The sequence below is a fragment of the Spirosoma flavum genome, assembly GCF_042686045.1.
In the GTDB taxonomy this organism is placed as follows: domain Bacteria; phylum Bacteroidota; class Bacteroidia; order Cytophagales; family Spirosomataceae; genus Spirosoma; species Spirosoma flavum.
On the sequence record NZ_JBHUOM010000002.1, the window covers coordinates 422,844 to 443,890 of the forward strand.

The following is a 21,047-nucleotide window of genomic DNA, read 5'->3' on the forward strand; positions in this document are numbered from 1 at the left end:
CATCGTTTTTTACTGCCGAGCTAATGTGTTCGCTTAAATCCCATGCAGACGCTTATTGTTATCAAAATTGGTGGAAACGTCATCGACGATTCTGCGGCATTACAACGGTTTCTAACATCCTTTGCTGGCTTGCCGGGATCCAAGTTACTAGTACATGGCGGAGGGAAAATAGCTACGCAAGTGGCTGAGAAATTAGGCATTCCAACAACAATGGTCGAAGGCCGACGCATTACCGATCAGCCAATGCTCGATGTGGTGACGATGGTGTATGGGGGCTTAGTCAACAAGCAGATTGTTGCTAAACTTCAGGCGTTGACCGTGAATGCTATTGGCATGACGGGGGCTGATGCCGGAACGGTGCTGGCTAAAAAACGCCCGGTCAAAGATATTGACTATGGCATGGTTGGCGATATTGAAGAAGTCGATTCGGGACAAATTCAGTTTTTTTTACGTCAGAACCTAACACCCGTTTTTGCCCCTATTACGTATAGTTTATCCGGTGATTTGCTGAACACTAACGCCGATACAATGGCTTCGGCAATTGCCGTTGATATGGTGCGTCACAACGATGTGACCCTACTTTATTGTTTTGAGAAAAAGGGAGTTCTGAAAGATCCAACTGATGATACTAGCGTCATTAGCGAGCTTACGCCCGCTCTTTATGCAGAGTATAAAGCCGCTGGAATCATCAATAAGGGCATGATTCCGAAGTTAGATAATGCCTTCAACGCTTTGGCGAACGGCGTGTCGAAAGTGATTATTTGCCATGCCGACGAGGTGGAAATGGCTGTAAGTCAGGGAGCTGGAACGACGCTGAAATTGAAAGACGATCAGTCAGGAGGCTACCATACTACATCTTGACCTAATGTAGCGTTCTGCTGGAATGCTAACCGATTACGTTACTTATTAGCCAGTAAATGAGCCACGCGTCGAACGCCCATAAATCGACGTTGGTAATAGCTCGCCTGAAGGTAATCGTAGCGGACGCCCCCGTTCCAGGCAGAGTGGATGAATTTAATTCGGTCGCCAATAACCTCTGTAATGAGACCGACATGACCAATTCGATTGCCACCTGAACTGTGACCTTTAAACAGAATCAGATCGCCGGGTTGAGCTTCGTCTTTGTCAATAGCCGAACCTATGTTGCCCTGTGCAGCGCTGGAATGCGGAAGTGAAATGCCAAACTTATTATAACAGAAGCGAGTGAAACCAGAGCAGTCGAAGCCTCTTGTGGTGGTGCCGCCAGAACGATAGCGAATTGAAAGATGCTCCTTGGCGAAGTTGATGACATCTTTAACGAGCGGAATTTGCTCGTAGAAACTTACTTGGTTTGACGTTGTGGCTACGTCAGTTAATTCATTTGTTACACTAGGTACGACTTGTGCTTGAACGATGCCAAACGAGACAGTACAAACTACTGCCAGGAGCATTTTTCTCATCATAAAATTGAGGTCAAATCCGAGTTACGCTCCATAAAAGTAGCTAATCGTGGACATTCTACCTATGGGATGAGAAAAAAGTTCTACACATTAATAGAATTTTTCCGTGCCAAGTTTGATAAGTTACTGACCGTAAACTAATTGAAGGATCGAAAAAGCATATGAAAAATTTGAAATTTAATAATGTGTTTACATCTGGCAAATGCTTTGTAAACGATAAGACGGTCTTTCAGCAGCGGCATATATAGATTACGCGTTGCTGGAAGACCGTCTTTGGTAGGTCGGAGAGATGTATGTGATTTAAAACCAGTTCGCGCCAATAATGCGGAACGGCCAGGGAATTGAGGCCAGAATAAGTACTAACCCCAATCCGTAAAAAATGCCGATTAATCGTTGTTTTGCCGTGGTATCAGATGCCCGTTTTGAGCGTGAATAGCCAATGGTAACTAGCACAATGGCAATCAGCATACCAGCCGTATGCTCCACACTGTAGAATCGGTACAGCTTGTCGCTTAGTAAGCTGAAATTAACTTTGGGGCTCATAAAAAATAGGACCAGACCCAAAATGAGCTGTGTGTGCACCGAAATCAGGGTGAACAGGTACAGTTTACGATTACCATCGGTATAGCCGCTGCGTCCCTGCCATTTGCCGATGGCTACAACTACGGCTGCTAGTAAAAGAATCAGGGCTACCCAGCGAAGCCCTGAGTGGGCGTGTACTAATCCAGAATACATGAGTTAATTAATTTAAGGCGAATTGGTTTGATTGGCAAAGAAACAACCAAATCAGGACTTTTACCTGAAGCCGGGTCGGGGATTCTTCCCAACGATCAAACCAACTGTGATACAGTTTCAGCCAAAAGTGTAACAAATGCTCAACTTACCCCGCCAATCGGTTGTTTAGCGACTATGATTCTTTATAATACAACTTATAGCGTTGCCGATGAGGTGGCCCATGACTGGCTTCGCTGGATGAAGCGCTTCTTTTTGCCCGCTGCAATAGCTACCGAATTACCCGTTAGTCACAAAATTCTCCGCTTACTGACAGAACTCGATAATGGCGGCACAACCTTTTCGGTTCAGCTCGATTTCAACACAATGGCCGACTACGCTGCCTACCAACAGTATCATGCCGACACTCTGCGCCAACGCCTTAAACATCGCTTTGGCAATCAACTTATTTCATTTGATACGCTTTTGGAAGAAGTCTGAAAGCCGTATTAATTCCGTGTGCTCTGCGACTCTTTATTTAGCTTTTTCTGGTTTTGCTGTTTATCGACAGTCAATAAAAAAGCAGGGAGGAGAATCAGGTTGGAGGCCATACCCATTAGTAGCGTAATAGAAACCAGAATGCCAAGCGCAACGGTACCCTGAAAAGTAGATGCGGCAAAAATGGCGAAACCCGCAAACAGAATTATGGCGGTGTAGAACATGCTGATACCAGTGTAGCGGATCGTCTCTGAAACGGCCCGATCTATAGTTATCTTTTGATTCCGTAATTCATCGCGGTATTTCGTAATAAAGTAGATGGTACCATCAGATGATATACCAAAGGCAATACTGAAAATCAGAATGGTCGAAGGTTTCAGGTGGATACCGCAAAAACCCATTATTCCGGCTGTAACAATCAACGGTACCACGCTTGGCAAAATAGCAATCAGACTCAACCGAATATCGCGCAGGAGAATAATCAGAATAACGGAAACCAGTAAAATAGCCAGTGCTGTACTTTCGGCCAGGTTAGTGAGCAGATAATCGTTACCCCGCGTGAAAACAACACTGTTGCCCGTAATATGAACATCGTACTGATCGGTAGCTGCCACGCGCTTTCCGGTTGTACGGTCTATATTGAAAATCGAATCGGCTTTGGGCTGAAGTTCATTTATTAGTTGCGTCGTGCGAACGGTGCCAACGTCAGGCATCTGAAAACTGATGCGCGTATAGCGAAACGTACTGTCTAAATAGGCTTTAAAGGCTAAGCCTCCACTTGCATTCTTGGCACCTTTCAACTGCGGTGCATAACTCGCCAACTGACTCAGTTCGAGTGCGCCCGGCAACGCGTAGTATTTGGGGTCGCCCCCACGGTAGGACTGATAAAGAAACTTGACCGCTTCGACCAAAGAGAGTGGCCGTGTAAACTCGCTGTACTTGCCGAATTCGCGTTCGAGTAACTTGATCTTCGTTAACGTCTGGGGTGTCAATACCCGGCCAGGTCGTTGGGTATCAATGCTTACTTCAAAGGGCATCACGCCCTTAAAGCGGCTTTCGATAAACTTTAAGTCAGTGTAGATCGGGTCATTTTTGGGTAAATCATCCACTACATAGCCAATAGGATTGATCTGTAGAGCACCCACAATAGAGATGGCCGTCACGATAGCAATAAATGTATAAATGGCGGTTCGGCGGGTATGTACCAGATGGTCAACCCAGGTAAGGAAGTTACCAACCTGCCGACGCTCCAAATGTCCGCGTTGTTTAGCAGATGGTGTTGCCAGATAGCTGAAAATACTGGGTATCAGAATGAGCGATACGACGTAGGTAGTCATGATACCCAATGCAGACACCAGCCCAAATTGCAATAGGAGGGGGCTTCCGGTGAAATAAAACACGAAAAAGCCGACACTCGTAGTAACGTTAGCGAAAAAGGTCGTTTCGCCGATTTTCTCCGTAGAAATCGCCAAAGCTTCGTGCTGACTGCGCCCCCGGTTCAATTCTTCGTGGTAGCGATTGAGTAGGAAAACAGTGTTTGGGACCCCAATAACAATGATCAGGGGCGGAATAAGGCCGGTTAGCAATGTAATGTCGTAGCCGAGCAGAACAATATAGCCCGTTGCCCAAATTACGGCCACGCCGACAACCGCCAGTGCCGTCAGCACGACTGTTAGTGACCGAAAGAAATAAAACAGAATCAGCGCCGTAACTAAAAACGCCAGTCCTAAAAACAGAAACATTTCTTTGCTGACTTTCGCTGTAAACTCCGTACGGATGTATGGCATACCCGACATGTGTACCGTGCCGTTGGACTGTGTATCGACGGTTGATGAACCGGCTGACGTTGATGCGATAGAGCCAGCCAGTGTGTGTCGCCGACCAAACGAATCGGCTACGGCTTCTACCTGTCGGACAAGAGCAATCCGGTTTTTAGTGTTCACCACCTTCTGGTCGAATGTTATGGCCATCAAGTGCGCCCGCCCACTGCTGTCGGTCACTAAACCCCGATAGAACGGCAGGGCGGCAATGCGCGTATGAAGACTGTCTAACCCGCTTTGGGTCGTGAGAGGCCGCGAAACCAGCGGCCGAACACGGAAAGTATGGGCTGAATCGTCACGCGTGATCCCGTAGAGATTGGCATTCGACACAACGTCTTTTATACCTTCGATATGCCGGATTTGCTGACTCAATGCATACCAGTCGTTAAAGAACTTAAGCTGGTACATACTATCGGTTTCAATAGCGAGCACCATTACGTTGCCATCCTGACCAAAATGTGACTTAAAGGCTTCGTAGCGCTGATAGTCGGGGTTCGTGACGGGCAGAATTTTAGCCAGTTCGTAAGAGAGCTTGACCTTACTGGCCTGATACCCCATGAACGCTGTGCCGATCAAAACAGCTACCACCAGGGGTATTCTATTTTTTAAAATAAAAGAGGAGATACGGTGCCAAATCATACCTGATTAACGCGAAATAAGTCCGAAAGGTACATAAAAACGATGGCGTATTAGAAAGCAGTTAGGGTATATGTTACTGCTTCGATAGCTTGCGACGGTTAACTATGTACTCACCTTCAATTTATTAATGTATGAAATTTCTTTACTCGTTTGGGCTGGTTTTTGGGTTAATACTGTCAGGCATTGATGCGTCGTGGTCGCAGAGTAATATAGTGATTACTGGGCCAACGTCTGCTACGCCTGGTACATACAATTTATTTGTAGGAACCTTTACAGCTTCTACTAATACGGCAGGTAGTAAAAATGTATCCATCGGTAATTCTAGCGGTAACGGTAACACGTCAGGAAGCGAAAATACGTTTGTGGGTCACCAAGCCGGTTATCTTAATACAATTGGAAATGATAATGCCTACGTGGGAACCTATGCAGGGGGCTTTAATGGAAAAGGTAGCAACAACGCTTTTCTAGGCGCGCAGGCAGGCAGCTTAAACACTGATAGTTACAGCAATGTGTTTGTCGGATATAAAGCTGGTATGTATAATACGGGAGGCTGTAGTAATGTGTTGGTAGGCAGTCAAGCTGGCACAGGATTGTTTCAACAATCTATAGGTAATAATAATGTTATGATTGGCGACTCAGCAGGTTTGTTTCAGAATGGTGCTAATGGTAATGTATTCGTTGGGAGTAAATCAGGCTATACTAACTCGACTGGAATAGACAATGTATTTATTGGCCGATCTGCGGGCTTCAATAATCGTACAGGCTCATCGAACACACTAATGGGGGCCTCTGCCGGTAATAATAATAATGGTTTTGGTAATAGTTTCTTTGGCTCTCGATCGGGTAATCTGACAAGTTCTGGCAATGGAAACTCATTTTTTGGGGAGCTGGCTGGTTCGCAAAATCAGTCGGGTATGTGGAATAGTTCTATAGGCTATCGAGCTGGATTGAAGAATGTAGTGGGGTCTCGCAATGTTGTCATTGGCGATTCGGCTGGTTTTAACAACATGGTTTCAGGCAATGTTATGGTGGGAAGCACAGCCGGTTATACTAATCAAACAGGCGCTAAAAACACCTATCTTGGTTACCAATCTGGCTATAACGCTGTGGCAGATTCCAATACGTTTGTTGGCTATAAATCTGGCTTCAGTACCACCACTGGTAAGGGTAATACATTCTTTGGTTCCGTATCGGGTCGGGATGTCACAACGGGAAGCCACAACACGATTGTGGGTAATGGAGCCGGTACGGCTAACGGCAATGGTGACGACAATGTGTACATTGGCTACACCACCGGGCAGCGTGATAGCGGCTCCCGCAACACATTTGTGGGTATGGGAGCTGATGCCCTGGCGCAAAATTTAACGAATGCAACAGCCATCGGTGCGGGAGCGATTGTATCCGTTAGCGACGCTGTTATACTGGGTAAAGATGCTAATATAGGTATTGGTACAAATGCACCCACCGCCCGGTTGCACATACGTAGTGAGCGGCCCGGTAAGTCAGGACTTCGACTGGAAAATTTAACGAGTAACAGTCTGGTAACCACCAAAACAGACAAAGTATTGACTGTAAATGAGCGGGGCGAAGTACTGCTGGCTCGACCTGCTACGGGTAAACTATTTGTGACAAACAAAGCCGATTGGGCTGACCGGGTTTTTGAACCTGGTTATGCTCTTCGGCCGCTGAAAGAAGTGAAGCAGTACGTTACAGAAAACAAACATTTACCCAATATATTGTCGGCCGATGAGGTTGTTAAAGAAGGTTACGACGCTGCAACGATGGATGCTCACTTACTCGAAAAGATAGAAGAAACAATGCTTTACGTTATACAGCTTAAAGAGGAAGTGAATGTGCTCAGGCGGCAAAATACACGGCTGAAATGCGCTTTGCAGCAGCTGAAAAAAGAGAGAAAAGTTACTGTCTATTGATAAAAACGTACCCCTATCAAACGTCAACTATTCAGTATCGTTAACAGAGTGTAACCGTTTTTTATAGGGTGAAATGAAGGTTTAGTTGGATAATAAGTTGTCAAATTATTGAAATCGCCTTTATACGATTAAAATATTTTGTTACCCTAAACAAAAGCCCTTGTAAATTGTTATCGTTATAGACTTTGTACTTCTCATTAATTTACTAAATCATTTATTATGACAACTCATTCGAACCGCACCGGCACGAATTACTATCGGCATTCCGATCAGATAGAAACGGACGCATCGGTGTGGGGCCATAATCCTAAAAATGTAGCTTTTATTGGCGATTATTTACCCCGCCAATGTGGCATTGCAACCTTCACGTCTGACCTTTATCTTTCGTACAATTCCTTTATTCATGACTCCAGAGCGCTGGTTGTATCAGTTAACGATACGCTCGAGGGCTACGACTATCCAAATGAAGTACGGTATGATTTTTACCAGCACGATCAAGGCGCTTATCGCAAAGCTGCCGAATTCCTGAATTCAAAAGACGTTGATGTTGTCTGTTTACAACACGAATACGGTATCTACGGTGGTTCGGCGGGTAATTATATTCTGACACTTCTGCGTAACCTCACGATGCCCATCGTGACGACCTTTCATACGATTCTGAAAGACCCGAATGAAGACCAGTTGCTGGTGCTGAAAAGCATAGCTGATTTGTCGTCTAGGGTAATTTGTATGTCTGAGAAAGGCCGGGATTTCCTGATAAATATTTACGAAATTCCCGAAGAAAAAATTGACGTTATACCGCATGGTATTCCCGATATGCCCTTTGTCGATCCGCACTTTTATAAGGATAAGTTCGGTATGGAAGGGAAACAAACCTTGCTGACGTTTGGGCTGCTTTCACCAAATAAGGGCATCGAGAATGTGATTCGTGCATTGCCCCGTATTGTAGAGCAGTATCCCGATGTCGTATATATGGTGTTGGGGGCTACCCATCCGAACCTGGTGAAAAATGAAGGCGAAGCCTACCGCGACAGCCTAAAGCAACTGGCCAATGATTGTGGCGTTCGCGACCATATTCGTTTCTATAATCAATTTGTCGAATTAGATGGCCTGATTGAGTATTTGGGCGCTGCCGATATTTATATTACACCTTACCTGAATCCAGCTCAGATCACATCAGGAACGTTATCGTATGCTTTCGGTTGCGGAAAAGCCGTGGTTTCAACACCTTACTGGCACGCCGAAGAACTTCTGGCCGATGGCCGTGGTATTCTGGTTCCATTTGGCGACTCAGAAGCGATTGCCAGTGAGATTATTGGTCTGCTCAGCGATGAGTCCACTCGTCATCACATGCGTAAGAAAGCTTATATGATGGGCCGCGAAATGATCTGGGAACGAGTAATTCAGACGTACGCTGACTCCTTCTCACATGCTCGGCAGGAACGAATGAATACGTTTAATAATCAGGCATTGTACACAGTGGGCGCGCACACCAGTTCAGTTTTTAAGATGCCTGGACTTCGACTCGACCACCTGTTTCGCCTGACTGATTCTACCGGTATTATCCAGCATGCCCGGCATCATCTTCCGTATTATGAGGAAGGCTACTGTACCGACGATAATGCCCGTGCCCTAATTCTGGCATTGACAATTCAAACGGCTGGCCTGGGTGACCAGAAATTAGCGAAGGCTGCCGATAATTATTGCGCCTTCATCAACCACGCCTATACCGATGAGTATCGACGTTTCCGCAACTTCATGAGCTATGACCGTCGCTGGCTCGAAGAATTTGGTTCGGACGATAGCACAGGCCGCACCATATGGGCACTTGGCACGTGTATCGGACAGTCATCGGATCGTAACACCGTTACATGGGCTATGAGCCTATTCGAGAAGGTGTTGCCTACGGTTGTGTCGATGTCGTCACCCCGTTCATGGGCGTTTTCTTTACTGGGTATTTACGAATACCAGAAGAAATTTAACGACGATCGACTGGCCAAAAACATTGAACGACAGTTACTTGACAAACTGATGTTCCGATACACAGAAACCGCGACCGAAGAGTGGCCCTGGTTCGAAAATACGTTGTCGTATGATAACGCTGTACTCGCCCACGTTCTACTTCGTTCTGGCGACGAGCATTTGGTTGGTATCGGACTCAATTCGTTGCGGTGGCTTATAGACCTGCAAACAGCTCCACATGGCCATTTTCAGCCAATTGGCTCAAACGGTTTCTATACAAAAGGGCAAACTCGTGCCTATTTTGATCAGCAGCCACTGGAAGCCCAAAGTACATTATCAGCTTGCTTGGCCGCTTTTTCTGTTACGGGTGACGATGAGTGGCACCGAACGGCCATTCGGATTTTTAAATGGTTCTCTGGATTTAATGACCTGGGCTTGCCATTATATGATCAGCAAACGGGCGGCTGTCGCGATGGTCTGCACATTGACCGGGTGAATCAAAACCAGGGTGCAGAGTCCACATTGTCTTATTTGATGGCCTTGGCCGAGCTATATGCAATCCAGAAACAACGACCTGAAGCAAAGCCGGTAAGCATGTCTATGCCTGCTTTAATGAATGGCTAAAAAAATTAAGCATACTAAGTTAGTGAGTGATCAAGTTGTAAGAGAGTAAGTGGTGTGTAAATTAGTGTTTACCATTTATACATTTAGAACTTGTTACCTGCCATTTGATTACTTACTAACTTATTAGCATAATGAGTATAAAAGCCATTCGCACTGGCATTGTCTTACGGCCAGATCCAACCCGCGTTTTATTTCGCCCCTTTGATCTGGGCAGTACCACCCGAACCCTGAAAATTGTGGCACGGGTTGGTGGTATGACCGATGAGGAGGCCGAACAAAAACTTGATGAAGTTATCCGGGAGTTTGGTGGTCGTCATTATAAACTCGAACGCTTTTTATTGAACCGGTTTGAGCAGATAAAGGCTCACTTACTAACCGATGAACCCCTGACAGACGATAGAAAGCTGCTTCTAGGCGCGTATTTCACAATGGAATATTCGCTCGAATCGGCTGCGCTGTTTAACCCATCCATGATCTGGCATCCAGACCAGACCAATGTGCCACCCGGTTACAAACGCTTTATTTTGAGCTTACGGGCCACCGGTGAAGGTCATGTCTCATCAATCTCATTTCGTATGGGTTATATCGACGAGACTGGGAAAATTGTCTTAAGACAGCCATCGCGCTACGTAACATCTCCCGAAATCGTTCCGAATCACCGCTTCAACCGGGTTATGTTTGAGCGTAAACTGTATGAGTTACGGTTGGAAAATAGTATTCAGGAGAAAATGATGGTGGGCCTCAGTGACGAGTTCAGTTTGTCTGAACTCGAAGCGCAGATCAAACGGGTATCAGCTCAGTTTCGATACAACGCAGAATATGAAACCATTGCGAGCGGATTGCTGGCACTAGCGAAGTCGAACTACGAAATTCACTTCGAAGATGACCAGAGTTTAGACGAGCGGTGTATTTTTCCAAATTCACCTAATGAAACGAACGGTATTGAAGACGCTCGTTTTGTTCAGTTTACCGACGATAATGGCGAAATAACCTACTACGCCACCTACACCGCCTACAATGGTAAAGTCACGTTTCCGCAACTGTTGGAAACGAAAGATTTTACCCATTTCAGCGTCAGCACACTCAATGGTGCCGAAGTCTCGAACAAGGGTATGGCGCTATTTCCGCGAAAAATTGGCGGAAAATATGTCATGATTTCGCGGCAGGACGGGGAGAATATCTACCTGATGTATTCCGACGATTTGTACTTCTGGCAAACTAAAGAACTTATTCTTAAGCCAACATACCATTGGGAATATGTTCAGTTGGGCAACTGTGGCTCACCAATGGAGACTGAGGAAGGTTGGCTCGTCTTGAGTCATGGTGTAGGGCCAATGCGGAAATATGCTATTGGGGCTTTTCTGCTTGATTTGAACGATCCCTCAAAAGTTATTGGCCGCACTAGCGAACCTATCCTGAGCCCCGACGAAAACGAACGCGAAGGGTACGTACCGAATGTTGTGTATAGTTGCGGAGGGGTCATCAATGGTGGTGAATTGATTATTCCTTATGCTATGGCCGACTATGCCAGCAGTTTTGCTACTGTAAATGTGGCCGAACTACTGGCCGAACTGACGGGTCAAAGTAAAAAAGAAGTTGTGCCTGCCGAGGTTGTGGCTTAAAAATACAGTCCATAGAAAAGCCCCGTTACGAACGTAACGGGGCTTTTTGCTAATCATGATAGGCTATTTCAGTTTAATTACTTCATTAATGACTCGGTCGCCACCCGCACCCGCATATTTGTAATTAAGCGTGTAGGCGTGCGTTGTTGGGTCGTATTTATTTTCGCCAAACTGTACTGTTGCTGTGCTGGCAGTACCTTTAGGTGTGAGCGTTACTGTATTATCGGCATTAACCTTCAACCACATTAATGCTGTGGCCCCTAAGTCAGCGTACTCCGTTTGAACGGTCGATGCATCAATGGTTGCTAATGTTTTATCTCTATTTATTGCTCGTGTACCAGCAGTAGGATGATTAAATGTACCGACCGACCGATAATCACCGGCGTAGTCATTCTTGATTTTCAGGAAAATAATTTTCGTGCCATAATTGCTGCTTACAGCCACGTTGTTTGATGCAGTCGTGATCTTCAGCGGCAGTGCATAAGCCGCGTCGTTATAGCCAATTGGGTCTGGCACTTTGTCGGCTCCCGAATAAAAGGTGAGATTAATGGGTGCCAGTCGGCTACCCGCCTTCACCGTTGTGGTTAGCGACGAAATCTGGTATAGCGTTGTGGGCAGCAGCTGATAAGATGTGGTATTAGCCGCGTTGTAGGCATCCAGAGCGGCTTTGTCCAAAGCCAGCGTAACCGTAATGTCCTGTGTAAGCGGTGCCGGAGAGGCAATGTTTACATCGAAACTATAGCTGGTTGGAGCTGTTTGAATAAGCAATCCCTGGTTGTCTGCAATCCCGTAGAATGCCGCCGAGGGAATTTCGGCCACTGCCCCTACGCTCTGAAAATCAGTAAAATGATCGTCGTCTTTTAAGCAGCTGGTCATACTTAGTGCCAGACCACCCAAAACGAAACTATACAAAAGGTTTTTCATGATTGTCAATGGTTATTCCGGTCAGATGCGGCTATAAAAACAGTGCCTGACCGAAGTTGATGATTATTTCACCCAGAAAATCTTGGACGTAAACTGACTGATATCGCCTTGTGCCTTCACCGCTGCGCTATTGTAATTAAACTCGCTTTGCGGATATAAAAGCCGAACCGGAATCTGCTTGACTGACGTGCTGGGGTCTTGTGAAATCGGTACGTTTGGAACGCCCAGCCGTCGATAATCCGCCCAGGCTTCAAAGGGCGACCAACCGTTGAGCGATGCCCATTTTTGGGTAATAATTGCCTGAATTTTATCCGTCGACGTGTCCCAGCCAACGTTGATGGTAGCCTGCGAATAATATGTCATAGCATCAGCCGCCGTCAGGCCCAGATTCACAAACGATTCCGTAATAGCCTGTTGGTAAAAAGTTTTCGGATTGCCAGTAATCCAACCCCGCTGAGCGGCTTCGGCTTGTACGAAAAAGGCTTCGTGCGATGTCAGAATATAAGCCGGTTGGTTTACATTATTTAGCACGCCGGGACCAATACCCGATGTTAAACTATTTACCGCGGGAGCTATCGTGCCAAAAAACGTTCCGTTAAATGTAGTACCTGAACCACCAACGGGGGCATAGAACTCAGCCAGCCGGGGGTCGTTCGTTGATTGGTAGAAGTTGATCCCGTATTTGTTGGCGCGGTTGATATTGTAGGCTTCAATAGGCTGACTGTTAACCTGATAGCCGTAGGTGCCATAAAAAGGACTTTGCTGACCGGATGAGTTGGCATAACCGGGATTGACAGCCGCGTTTTCACCATTCGCCAGGAATCCATACCCCGATGCGTTGATAATAGCTAACTGAGCCTGTATAAAAGCCAACCGGTCTGCTTTTTCGGATTGCCGTAGTAGCATTCGCAGTTTGAGCGTATTGGCAAACCGACGCCATTTAGCAATATCTCCCTTAAACATGATGTCGTTCGTACCCGGATTTAGTACCGTTCCACCCTGAGCCGCGAATTTGTCCGCATCATTGAATAAGGTCAATCCAGCGTCAATTTGCTTGAATAGATCTTCATATACAGTCTTGGCATCATCATAAACGGGCTGAGCCGTACTAAGTCCCTGTAAAGCTTGTGTATAGGGAATATTGCCGTAGGTATCGACCAGAATCTGGAAGTGCAACGCCTTCATAATTTTAGCCATACCCTGCAAAAGCGGCTGACCCAGAGTAGCCCCCTGTTTATCTATATAATCATAGTTTTTCAGAATGATAAACGCATTGTCCCAGATACCCGTGTTAAAACTTGTTGTAAACTGGTAGTTCTTATCCGATGTACCAATTGAGTAGTTACCACTCCAGTTCCAATACCCCATCCAAAGGTTCAGAAAGCTAAAAGAGGTAGAGAAATAAGCCCCTGACGAGCTTAAGGCAGCAGGCAATACCAGCACTGGCGTGGCAGCCGTCACCTGATTGGGATTACTATTGATGTCGAGGTAATCTTTACGGCAACCGGACAAGATGGTCAGTGTTACCACCATCGCCCCGATAGTAAATTTTTTGAGGTTCATGATTTTTGTTGATAAGAGTATGACTTAAAAACCAACACTTAGCCGGAAACCGTACTGGCGGGTCGGGGGAGTCTGATATTCGTTTGTGGAACCTTGAGCGTTACTGTTATCCAGCGAAAACTCAGGGTCAGTGAATACGTTTGTTTTCGGACGTAGCATCAACAAATTGCGACCTGTTATGCCGATGTTCAGCGATCGGATAAACTTGATGTTGCTGAACAGCGTCGGTGGGAAGTTGTAACTCAGGGCTACTTCGCGGAGTTTCCAGAAAGCTGCACTCGTTACATAACTCGAAACGGCGTTGTGATAACCTGAGTTTGTCCAGAATTCCAGATTGCCATCACGGGTTGAGACATTCGTATTCGGCGCGAATGAAGTTGTCCCATCAGCATTGGTCGTGGCCAGCACCGAATTTGGGTAAACGAAGTTTTGCCGTCCGTTATACGTTGAGCGAATGCCCGCACCCGTAAATTCCAGCGCGTTTCCTAACTGGTTGTAAATCACATTGCCGCCCCGATATTCAACTAAGGCGTTCAAGGTGAGTCCTTTAAAGGCAAAGGTGTTGTTGAAGCCAAACCGGTAGCGGGGCTGTGTGTTCCCTAGATATTTGATATTGGGATCCACGATAGGATAACCCGTTGTTGGGTCAACTACCGGGCGACCTACATACTGGCCTGTTGCGTCATAATATGAAGCGGTTGGATCTGTGTTTTGCACCCGAGCAAGATCTGTTCCGTACAGGGCTGGATACGTGTATCCTACGGCTGCATATACATTCGATGCGGCACCAGGGGCATAGGGATTAAAAATACTGCTACCTAAGGGAATATTAATTTTGTCTAACCCGGCATAGACCGACGTTACCCGATTATCTATGTAAGTGAAATTGGTATTAATATTCCATGTAAAGCCACCTGCATTGACAATTGGACGGATCGTTTTTAAGTCGATTTCGAGGCCTTTATTTAGCATAGACCCCGTATTAATCAGGGCTGACGCAAAACCCGTTGTTCGCGAAACCTGGATAGGAACCGTCTGATTTGTTGTTACCATCGAATAATATACGACTTCGGCATTGATCCGGTCGAACAAGCCAAACTCAATGCCTACTTCCTTATTCGTCGTAAATTCAGGTTTCAGATTAGGATCATTCTGCTGTGTACTCTGCGCAAAACCGGGCTGGCTACCATAAGGAAATCCACCACCGGGATTAAAGACGTTCTGTAACTGGTAAGGCCCAACGCTAATATTACCCGCCTTGGCAATGCCACCCCGTAATTTAAGGTATGTCAGCACACTGTTTCCTTTGAGAGCTGGCAGAGCCTCTGTCAGAATTAACGACGCATTGACACCAGGGTAAAAATAGGAGCGGTTACCCGCTGCCAGCAACGATGTATTGTCATATCGCCCGGTAGCGTTGACAAAGGCGAAGTTGCGGAAGCCCGCCGTGAAATCGTAGAAGTAACCAAGCAGGCGGCTCTGATAAGATCCTTCGCCCGCGCTCACATTGCCTAATCGGTTAGCGATGTTGTAGGTTCCTGGTACAACGAGTGAACTTGCAGACGCCGTCAGGTAGCGTACATTGTCAACCCGGCTTTGCTGACCCAGAATTAATTTGGTAGTAAAATCACCAAATGTTGGCGCAACGGTTACCAGTAGGTCACCCGTAAAGCGTGTCGTTGTAACGCTACCATCACCCACATTACCATTTACCTGTTTTAGCGACGAAGCAATGTTACCGGCACTCCAGGGGTCTCCCAGGGCGTAGCTACTAAACGAGACAGCTGCCAGATGCGATTTAGTCTGCGTATTGGCTACCTGACCGTTTATGCGATAGGTAACGTTCAACCACTTAGCCACCTGATAACCAACATCAGCCGATCCCTGAAACGAATATTTGTTGGTAATGGCCCGCGAATTATCGCCGGTTACCTGCCACCAGGGATTCGGATAATATGCGTTAAAGTATCCATTTACATCGCCATAGGGTGAGGTGATATCCTTGATGCGCGGATCAGTCAATGGTGCGTTAGCAGGCTGGTTCAGCAAGTTCCAATATAAAGGTCGGCCCTGACCAAAATCGCCATTTTCCTTGTTCGTATTTTCATACGTAAACTGCGCTTTGGCATTCGTCGTGAACTTGTCAACCACCCGGCCACCATTGACAACGACGTTGGTCCGGTTGTATTTATCGTTTGGAACAATGCCCTTTTGGTCAACGCGCTGAAGACTCAGCCCGAAGTAGTTCTGCCCATCGCCCACTCGGTAAGCCACGTCGTGTTGTTGAGTAACGCCAGTATTGAAAAATGCCCGCCGTTGATCTTTACCCGTCGATGAAAAAGGTACTTTCAAGGTATCGAGCCGGAAAGAACCATCGGGATTCGCAATCTGAACACCGAAGCCTAACGGCTGTATGGAACCATTGAAGGCCGGGCCAAACTGCTGATTTTCGAAGGGAACATATAGCCGCTGTCCGTTAGCATCCAGATAAGGAGCACCTTCACCCCCATTAGAGCTATAGGTGCGCTGTAGGTCAGGCATGTAGGATACGCTTTCTAGTTGCGTATTGTTTGTGTAAGAAATCTGTGGTTTATTATTCAGTGTACCGCGTTTTGTCGTGATAACAAGCACCCCGTTCGCGGCATCGGATCCGTAGAGGGCGGCAGCGCTTGGTCCTTTCAGTACAGAGCTGCTTTCAACATCATTCGGATTAATAGACGACAGATAGCTAATATCGGTAAGTGCTCCGTCGACAACCAACAGGGCCTGGTTATTACCAAGGAATGAACGATTACCCCGAATAGTGAGTCGGGGAGTGGCCCCAACGCCATTATTCACTAAGTTCACTTGTAATCCCGCTACTTTCCCTGATAACCCATTCGCGATGTTAACCGGTGCAGCCTGGTTGATTAAAGTACTGTTGATTTTAGTTACCGACGTACCGATTTCTCGTTCATTACGCCGAATCCCGAATCCCGTAACCACGACTTCGTTCAGCGTTGATGCATCAGCAACTAGTGTTACATTCACTGTATTGCGGTTACCGACTGCTACATCCTGAGATGTGAAACCTACAAATGAAAAGGTTAATGTGGTTCCAGAACCCGCACTAATTCGGTAATTACCGCTGGCATCAGTGGTTGACCCTCGAGTGGTCCCTTTGATAACAACACTCACGCCCGGCAGTGCCGAGCCATCATCAGACGATGTTACACGTCCCGTTACAGTTGCATCCTGTGCTAGCCCTGGCAGGCAGAAAAATAGCGACAAGAGGTAGCTTGCAATTAAAAATTTTCTCATAAAGTTGATGATATTTAAGTTAAGAAAAATAAGTATGCTACTTCTTTTATTGAAGCGATGTAACTCTAAATTACTCTATAAAGCCCAAACTACCTGATGTGTCTATAGTAATAGTAATCTGCATTTAATTGTTTTTTAATAGTATATAACAAATAGTAAAAATCTTGTTTCTAAGTAATTGTACTTAAACTAAAAGGAAATTAGTACTCAGCTTAATGGTCTATTTATAGTTAATAATTTGGCGCTATCTAGATTAAACAATATATTATATTACATATATCATTTTGGGTTACATAGAAGCTAAGAAATAAAATTTTTAACAAAAAGGCAGTTTATTTTTTACTCCTTATAGGTCTTATCCTGAAACTGTATTCAAAATGGGTAAGAATACACGCTTAACTTGTGTTTAGTGTACTCTATGTTAATTGGTTTTATAGAAATAACTGGCTGGTATATAGATAGTTGTAATTCAGTAATTATAAACAGATTATAATAAAACCGAAAACATCCAGGCTTATTTATAGAATAGCGTGAATAAATTAAAATTTTATTAAAAAAATTTTAATAATTGTTTTAAAGGATTACATAATAATAATATGGTGCACGTAATAAAATAGACTTCGATTCAAAATAAAATTTTTAATGCTTATAATTATCCCATTACGCAAGACGCGTTGACGGAATGAGATTAAAGAAATTTTTAATAAGTTTTTAATATATTTGGATGGGTCCAGTCCTCTGTATCACTTCTTAACTTAAACAATGCTCTATGCGTAAATTTTTATTGGCACAGTTAATACTGTGCTTACTCGCTATTCCTGTGCTTGCCCAAGACCGGGCTATTACCGGGAAGGTTACCTCGTCGGAAGACGGCTCTGTATTACCAGGGGTTACTGTCTTAATCAAGGGTACAAATTAGGGAACGACGACTAATTCGGATGGTACTTACCAGATTAGTGCTGCCAAAGGCGCTACACTTCTAATTAGCTTCATTGGTTTTGCTACCGAAAGTGTTAAGCTCGACAATCAGACATCAGTAAATGTGTTGCTGAAACCCGATGCGTCACAACTTCAGGAGATAGTTGTAACGGCCCAGGGTATTCGGAAAAGTCAGCGGGAAATTGGGTATGCCATTTCTAAAGTAGAAACGGAAGATGTAACGGTTGGCCGTTCGCCCCAGTTGGCCCAGGCGCTGTCGGGCAAAGTAACCGGTCTAGCCGTTTATAACGTCAACAACAGCGTTGATCCAGCAGTGAAAGTTGTGTTACGGGGTTACCGCTCCTTAACTGGTAACAACGAAGCCCTGGTGGTTCTGGACGGTATGCAAACGACATCCAGCGTATTGGCTATCATCAATCCTAATGATATTGAGAGCGTATCGATTTTGAAAGGTGGGCAGGCGGCTACCTTATACGGTTCGGCCGGTATTAATGGAGCCCTTATAATTACAACCAAAAAAGGAAAACAAGGCAAGTTGAAAGTGTCGTATTCCAACAGTACGAACTTTGAACAAATCAGTTTCATGCCCCAACTTCAGGACAAATACGGCTCTGGCTCGCACTACGCCACTTCTTTCGGTGGGGCTGGCTACAGCAGTGATTATTTAACCCGACTCAAAGACAACTGGCGTTCGTATGAAAACCAGCAATATGGCGACCAGTTCGATGGTTCTATTCGAATGCAGGGCCGCACGACTGAAGATGGCGGCCAATATTTATTGCCCTACTCAGCCATTCCAAACGCCCGCCGGAAGGCTTTCGATACGGGTGTGTCGATGAATAACCAGGCTAGTTTTCAGGGGGGCGACGAAAGCGGGACGTTCTATATGTCGATGGAAAATCAAAAGATCGCCGGTATTGTGCCAAACGATAAAAGCGAACGCACAGGTACTCGTCTGTCGGCTACCCGAGACTATGGCAAACTGACGGCCAGTTTCAATGCGGGTTATACCCAGGCGGTTTATGATCGTACATCGTCTGACTTTTATAATAACGTACTGAATCAGCCAGCCAATTTACCGCTGAAAGACCTGCGCGACTGGCAGAACAATAAGTTTGCCAACCCCAATGGTTTTTACAACGATTATTATAACAACCCGTATTTTGAGGCCGATAACAACCGGATGAAATACAAGGATGCCAACCTGAACGGTAACTTAAGTCTAAATCTCAAGCTGACTCCCTGGCTGATTATTACTGAGCGCATCGGGATTTTGAACAACTCCCGCACCGGCAAAAACACCACAGGTAAGTTCTTGTATTCTGACTGGGCTAAAAGCAAAGCGTTTATTCCCGCTCCTTTCTTTCGTGATGGCGACGGTACGGGTATCTATCGGGCTATTACTGACCAATTGGGTGGTGTGTCAGATTATTCAAGCACTGAAAATGTAATTAATAATGAATTTCAGGTTCATTTAACGAAAGACTTCGGGCCATTCTCCAACAAGTTGATTCTGGGAAATAGCGTTTATCAACGCACAACCAAGAGCATTGCGGTAGGATCAAGTTCAATTGTTGTACCTGACGTATATAACGTAGCGAACCGTCAGGGTGAATTGACGGGTGGTGAGATAAGTTCGCAGGAGCGCCGGTTTGGGTACTACGCTGATTTAACCTCGAACTATAAAAACTGGTTGATTTTGAACGGAACCTTCCGTTTCGATGCCACCTCACGATTCTACAAACCAGATCGTGCAGCCAGCACCTGGTCTTATCCGTATTACGGTGTCGCTCTTTCGTTTATTGCTACCGATGCTTTTCCGGCTATACGAAGTCAATTTCTAAATTATGCCAAACTGCGGGTAAATGCCAATAAAAACGCCAACGACAACATTCCGTTATATGGCCTTGACCTGGCCTATAATAACGGTACTAGCTTTCCGTATGGCAACACCGTTGGTTTATCGGTAGGTAACACATTGCCCGACGCCAATTTAAAACCTGAAACGGTTTATTCGTCAGAAATAGGTGGCGAATTCCAGTTGCTGAACAACCGCATCAATATTGACGTATCGGCCTATACGCAAACCTCTACAGGACAAGTAATTACTGTTAAGGTGCCAAACTCAACGGGTTTCAATAACCTGCTGATCAACGTGGGCGAAACCAAAAACTGGGGCTATGAGGCTGAGGTTAAATACCTGATTGCCAGAGGTAATAAGTTTTCATGGGATGCCAGCGTTCGGTACTCATATAACGATAACAAAGTTGTTGATCTGTATCCGGGAATCAACGAATTTCAGCTAAACAACACGTTTGCGTACGCGAACACAAACGTTATTAAGGATTCCCGTTTCCCAATTCTGAAAACGGATGGCTATCAGTATGCGCCGGATGGATCGGGCAAAGTACTGGTAAACTCAACCACGGGTTATCCTCTACGTCAGACTACATTGTCGCCACGGGGCGGTGTACTTCCCCGGCACATTGCCGGTCTGGGTTCGAAAATTGAATACGGTAACTTTGGTTTTACGTTTAACTTCGAGTATCGGGGTGGCAACGTAATGTTCAGCGACCTGGGTCGTCAAATGACCTTTACCGGAACGGGCAAGTGGACTGAAAACCGTTCTCCGCAAATTTTCCCGAACTCGGCTTACTTAGGGCCGGATGGAACAACGGTAATTCCAAATACGACTGTTCAGGTGCGCGAGGCTGAGTATGCTTTGTGGGTAGATAACTACCGGCTAATCTCGGAAAACTTCGTTACACCAGCTTGGTTCATCAAACTCAGAGATATTAACCTGGCGTATCGTCTGCCACAAAGTCTGCTGGCCAAAACTAATTTTCTCTCAGCAGCCAGCATTTCTTTATACGGTCGGAACCTGATCACAATTGTCGATAAACTCAATTATTATACAGATCCTGAGTTTAGTAATGTAGGTAATGCAGCACCGGGTAGCACGGCCATTCCTGGTACAACTACCGCCAATAGTGTTGGTATCAACACGACGGGTCAAACTCCGCCAGTACGTCAGTACGGTGTAAACATCAACCTTACATTTTAGTAATCACTGAA

The 21,047-nt window shown here is 45.6% G+C and carries 12 protein-coding genes and 1 pseudogene; 7 read left to right on the forward strand and 6 right to left on the reverse strand.

Annotation, left to right across the window (positions count from 1 at the left end; genetic code table 11):
• Positions 1-42 precede the first annotated feature (42 nt).
• Entirely contained in the window at positions 43-861 is an 819-nt protein-coding gene (argB, locus tag ACFS25_RS07275; protein ID WP_381498062.1) for an acetylglutamate kinase, read from the forward strand.
• Between the two features lie 38 nt (positions 862-899).
• Here argB and ACFS25_RS07280 read toward each other — a convergent pair whose 3' ends face one another.
• Positions 900-1,439: a C40 family peptidase gene (locus ACFS25_RS07280; RefSeq protein ID WP_381500779.1), complete on the reverse strand. Its 540-nt coding sequence runs from the start codon at positions 1,437-1,439 to the stop codon at positions 900-902.
• Between the two features lie 300 nt (positions 1,440-1,739).
• A complete protein-coding gene (locus ACFS25_RS07285; protein ID WP_381498064.1) occupies positions 1,740-2,174 on the reverse strand; it encodes a cytochrome B in 435 nt (144 codons plus the stop codon).
• Between the two features lie 27 nt (positions 2,175-2,201).
• On the opposite strand from ACFS25_RS07285, the gene ACFS25_RS07290 reads away from it, so the two are divergent.
• A complete protein-coding gene (locus ACFS25_RS07290; RefSeq protein ID WP_381498066.1) occupies positions 2,202-2,651 on the forward strand; it encodes a DUF4286 family protein in 450 nt (149 codons plus the stop codon).
• An 8-nt stretch (positions 2,652-2,659) separates the two neighbouring features.
• On the opposite strand, the gene ACFS25_RS07295 is transcribed toward ACFS25_RS07290, so the two are convergent.
• Positions 2,660-5,107 (reverse strand): efflux RND transporter permease subunit, encoded by a 2,448-nt coding sequence (locus tag ACFS25_RS07295; RefSeq protein WP_381498068.1) that lies wholly within the window; start codon positions 5,105-5,107, stop codon positions 2,660-2,662.
• Positions 5,108-5,238: 131 nt separating this feature from the next.
• Between ACFS25_RS07295 and ACFS25_RS07300 the strand changes: the two genes are divergently transcribed.
• The 3 genes from ACFS25_RS07300 (at position 5,239) to ACFS25_RS07310 (ending at position 11,246) form a co-directional block, all read left to right on the forward strand.
• Complete coding sequence (locus ACFS25_RS07300) at positions 5,239-7,038, forward strand: hypothetical protein (protein ID WP_381498070.1); 1,800 nt, start codon at positions 5,239-5,241, stop codon at positions 7,036-7,038.
• 219 nt (positions 7,039-7,257) lie between these two features.
• On the forward strand, positions 7,258-9,624 hold the full coding sequence (locus ACFS25_RS07305) for a glycosyltransferase family 4 protein (protein WP_381498072.1): 2,367 nt from the start codon (positions 7,258-7,260) through the stop codon (positions 9,622-9,624).
• Positions 9,625-9,755: 131 nt separating this feature from the next.
• Positions 9,756-11,246: a glycoside hydrolase family 130 protein gene (locus tag ACFS25_RS07310; RefSeq protein WP_381498074.1), complete on the forward strand. Its 1,491-nt coding sequence runs from the start codon at positions 9,756-9,758 to the stop codon at positions 11,244-11,246.
• A gap of 63 nt (positions 11,247-11,309) precedes the next feature.
• Here the strand turns inward: ACFS25_RS07310 and ACFS25_RS07315 are convergent, their stop codons facing one another.
• The 3 genes from ACFS25_RS07315 to ACFS25_RS07325 all read right to left on the reverse strand — a co-directional run bounded on the left by ACFS25_RS07315 (position 11,310) and on the right by ACFS25_RS07325 (position 17,033).
• Complete coding sequence (locus ACFS25_RS07315; RefSeq protein ID WP_381498076.1) at positions 11,310-12,170, reverse strand: BT_3987 domain-containing protein; 861 nt, start codon at positions 12,168-12,170, stop codon at positions 11,310-11,312.
• Positions 12,171-12,233: 63 nt separating this feature from the next.
• Positions 12,234-13,733, reverse strand: a complete 1,500-nt coding sequence (locus tag ACFS25_RS07320; RefSeq protein WP_381498078.1) for a SusD/RagB family nutrient-binding outer membrane lipoprotein — start codon at positions 13,731-13,733, stop codon at positions 12,234-12,236.
• A 24-nt stretch (positions 13,734-13,757) separates the two neighbouring features.
• Complete coding sequence (locus ACFS25_RS07325; RefSeq protein ID WP_381498080.1) at positions 13,758-17,033, reverse strand: SusC/RagA family TonB-linked outer membrane protein; 3,276 nt, start codon at positions 17,031-17,033, stop codon at positions 13,758-13,760.
• 769 nt (positions 17,034-17,802) lie between these two features.
• On the opposite strand from ACFS25_RS07325, the gene ACFS25_RS07330 reads away from it, so the two are divergent.
• Both ACFS25_RS07330 and ACFS25_RS07335 read left to right on the forward strand, forming a co-directional pair.
• Positions 17,803-17,952 carry a peptidase associated/transthyretin-like domain-containing protein gene (locus ACFS25_RS07330; RefSeq protein ID WP_381498082.1) on the forward strand — a complete coding sequence of 50 codons (150 nt, stop codon included), beginning with the start codon at positions 17,803-17,805 and terminating at the stop codon, positions 17,950-17,952.
• A gap of 12 nt (positions 17,953-17,964) precedes the next feature.
• Positions 17,965-21,036: pseudogene (locus tag ACFS25_RS07335) on the forward strand (SusC/RagA family TonB-linked outer membrane protein); the annotation flags it as partial.
• Between the last annotated feature and the right edge of the window lie 11 nt (positions 21,037-21,047).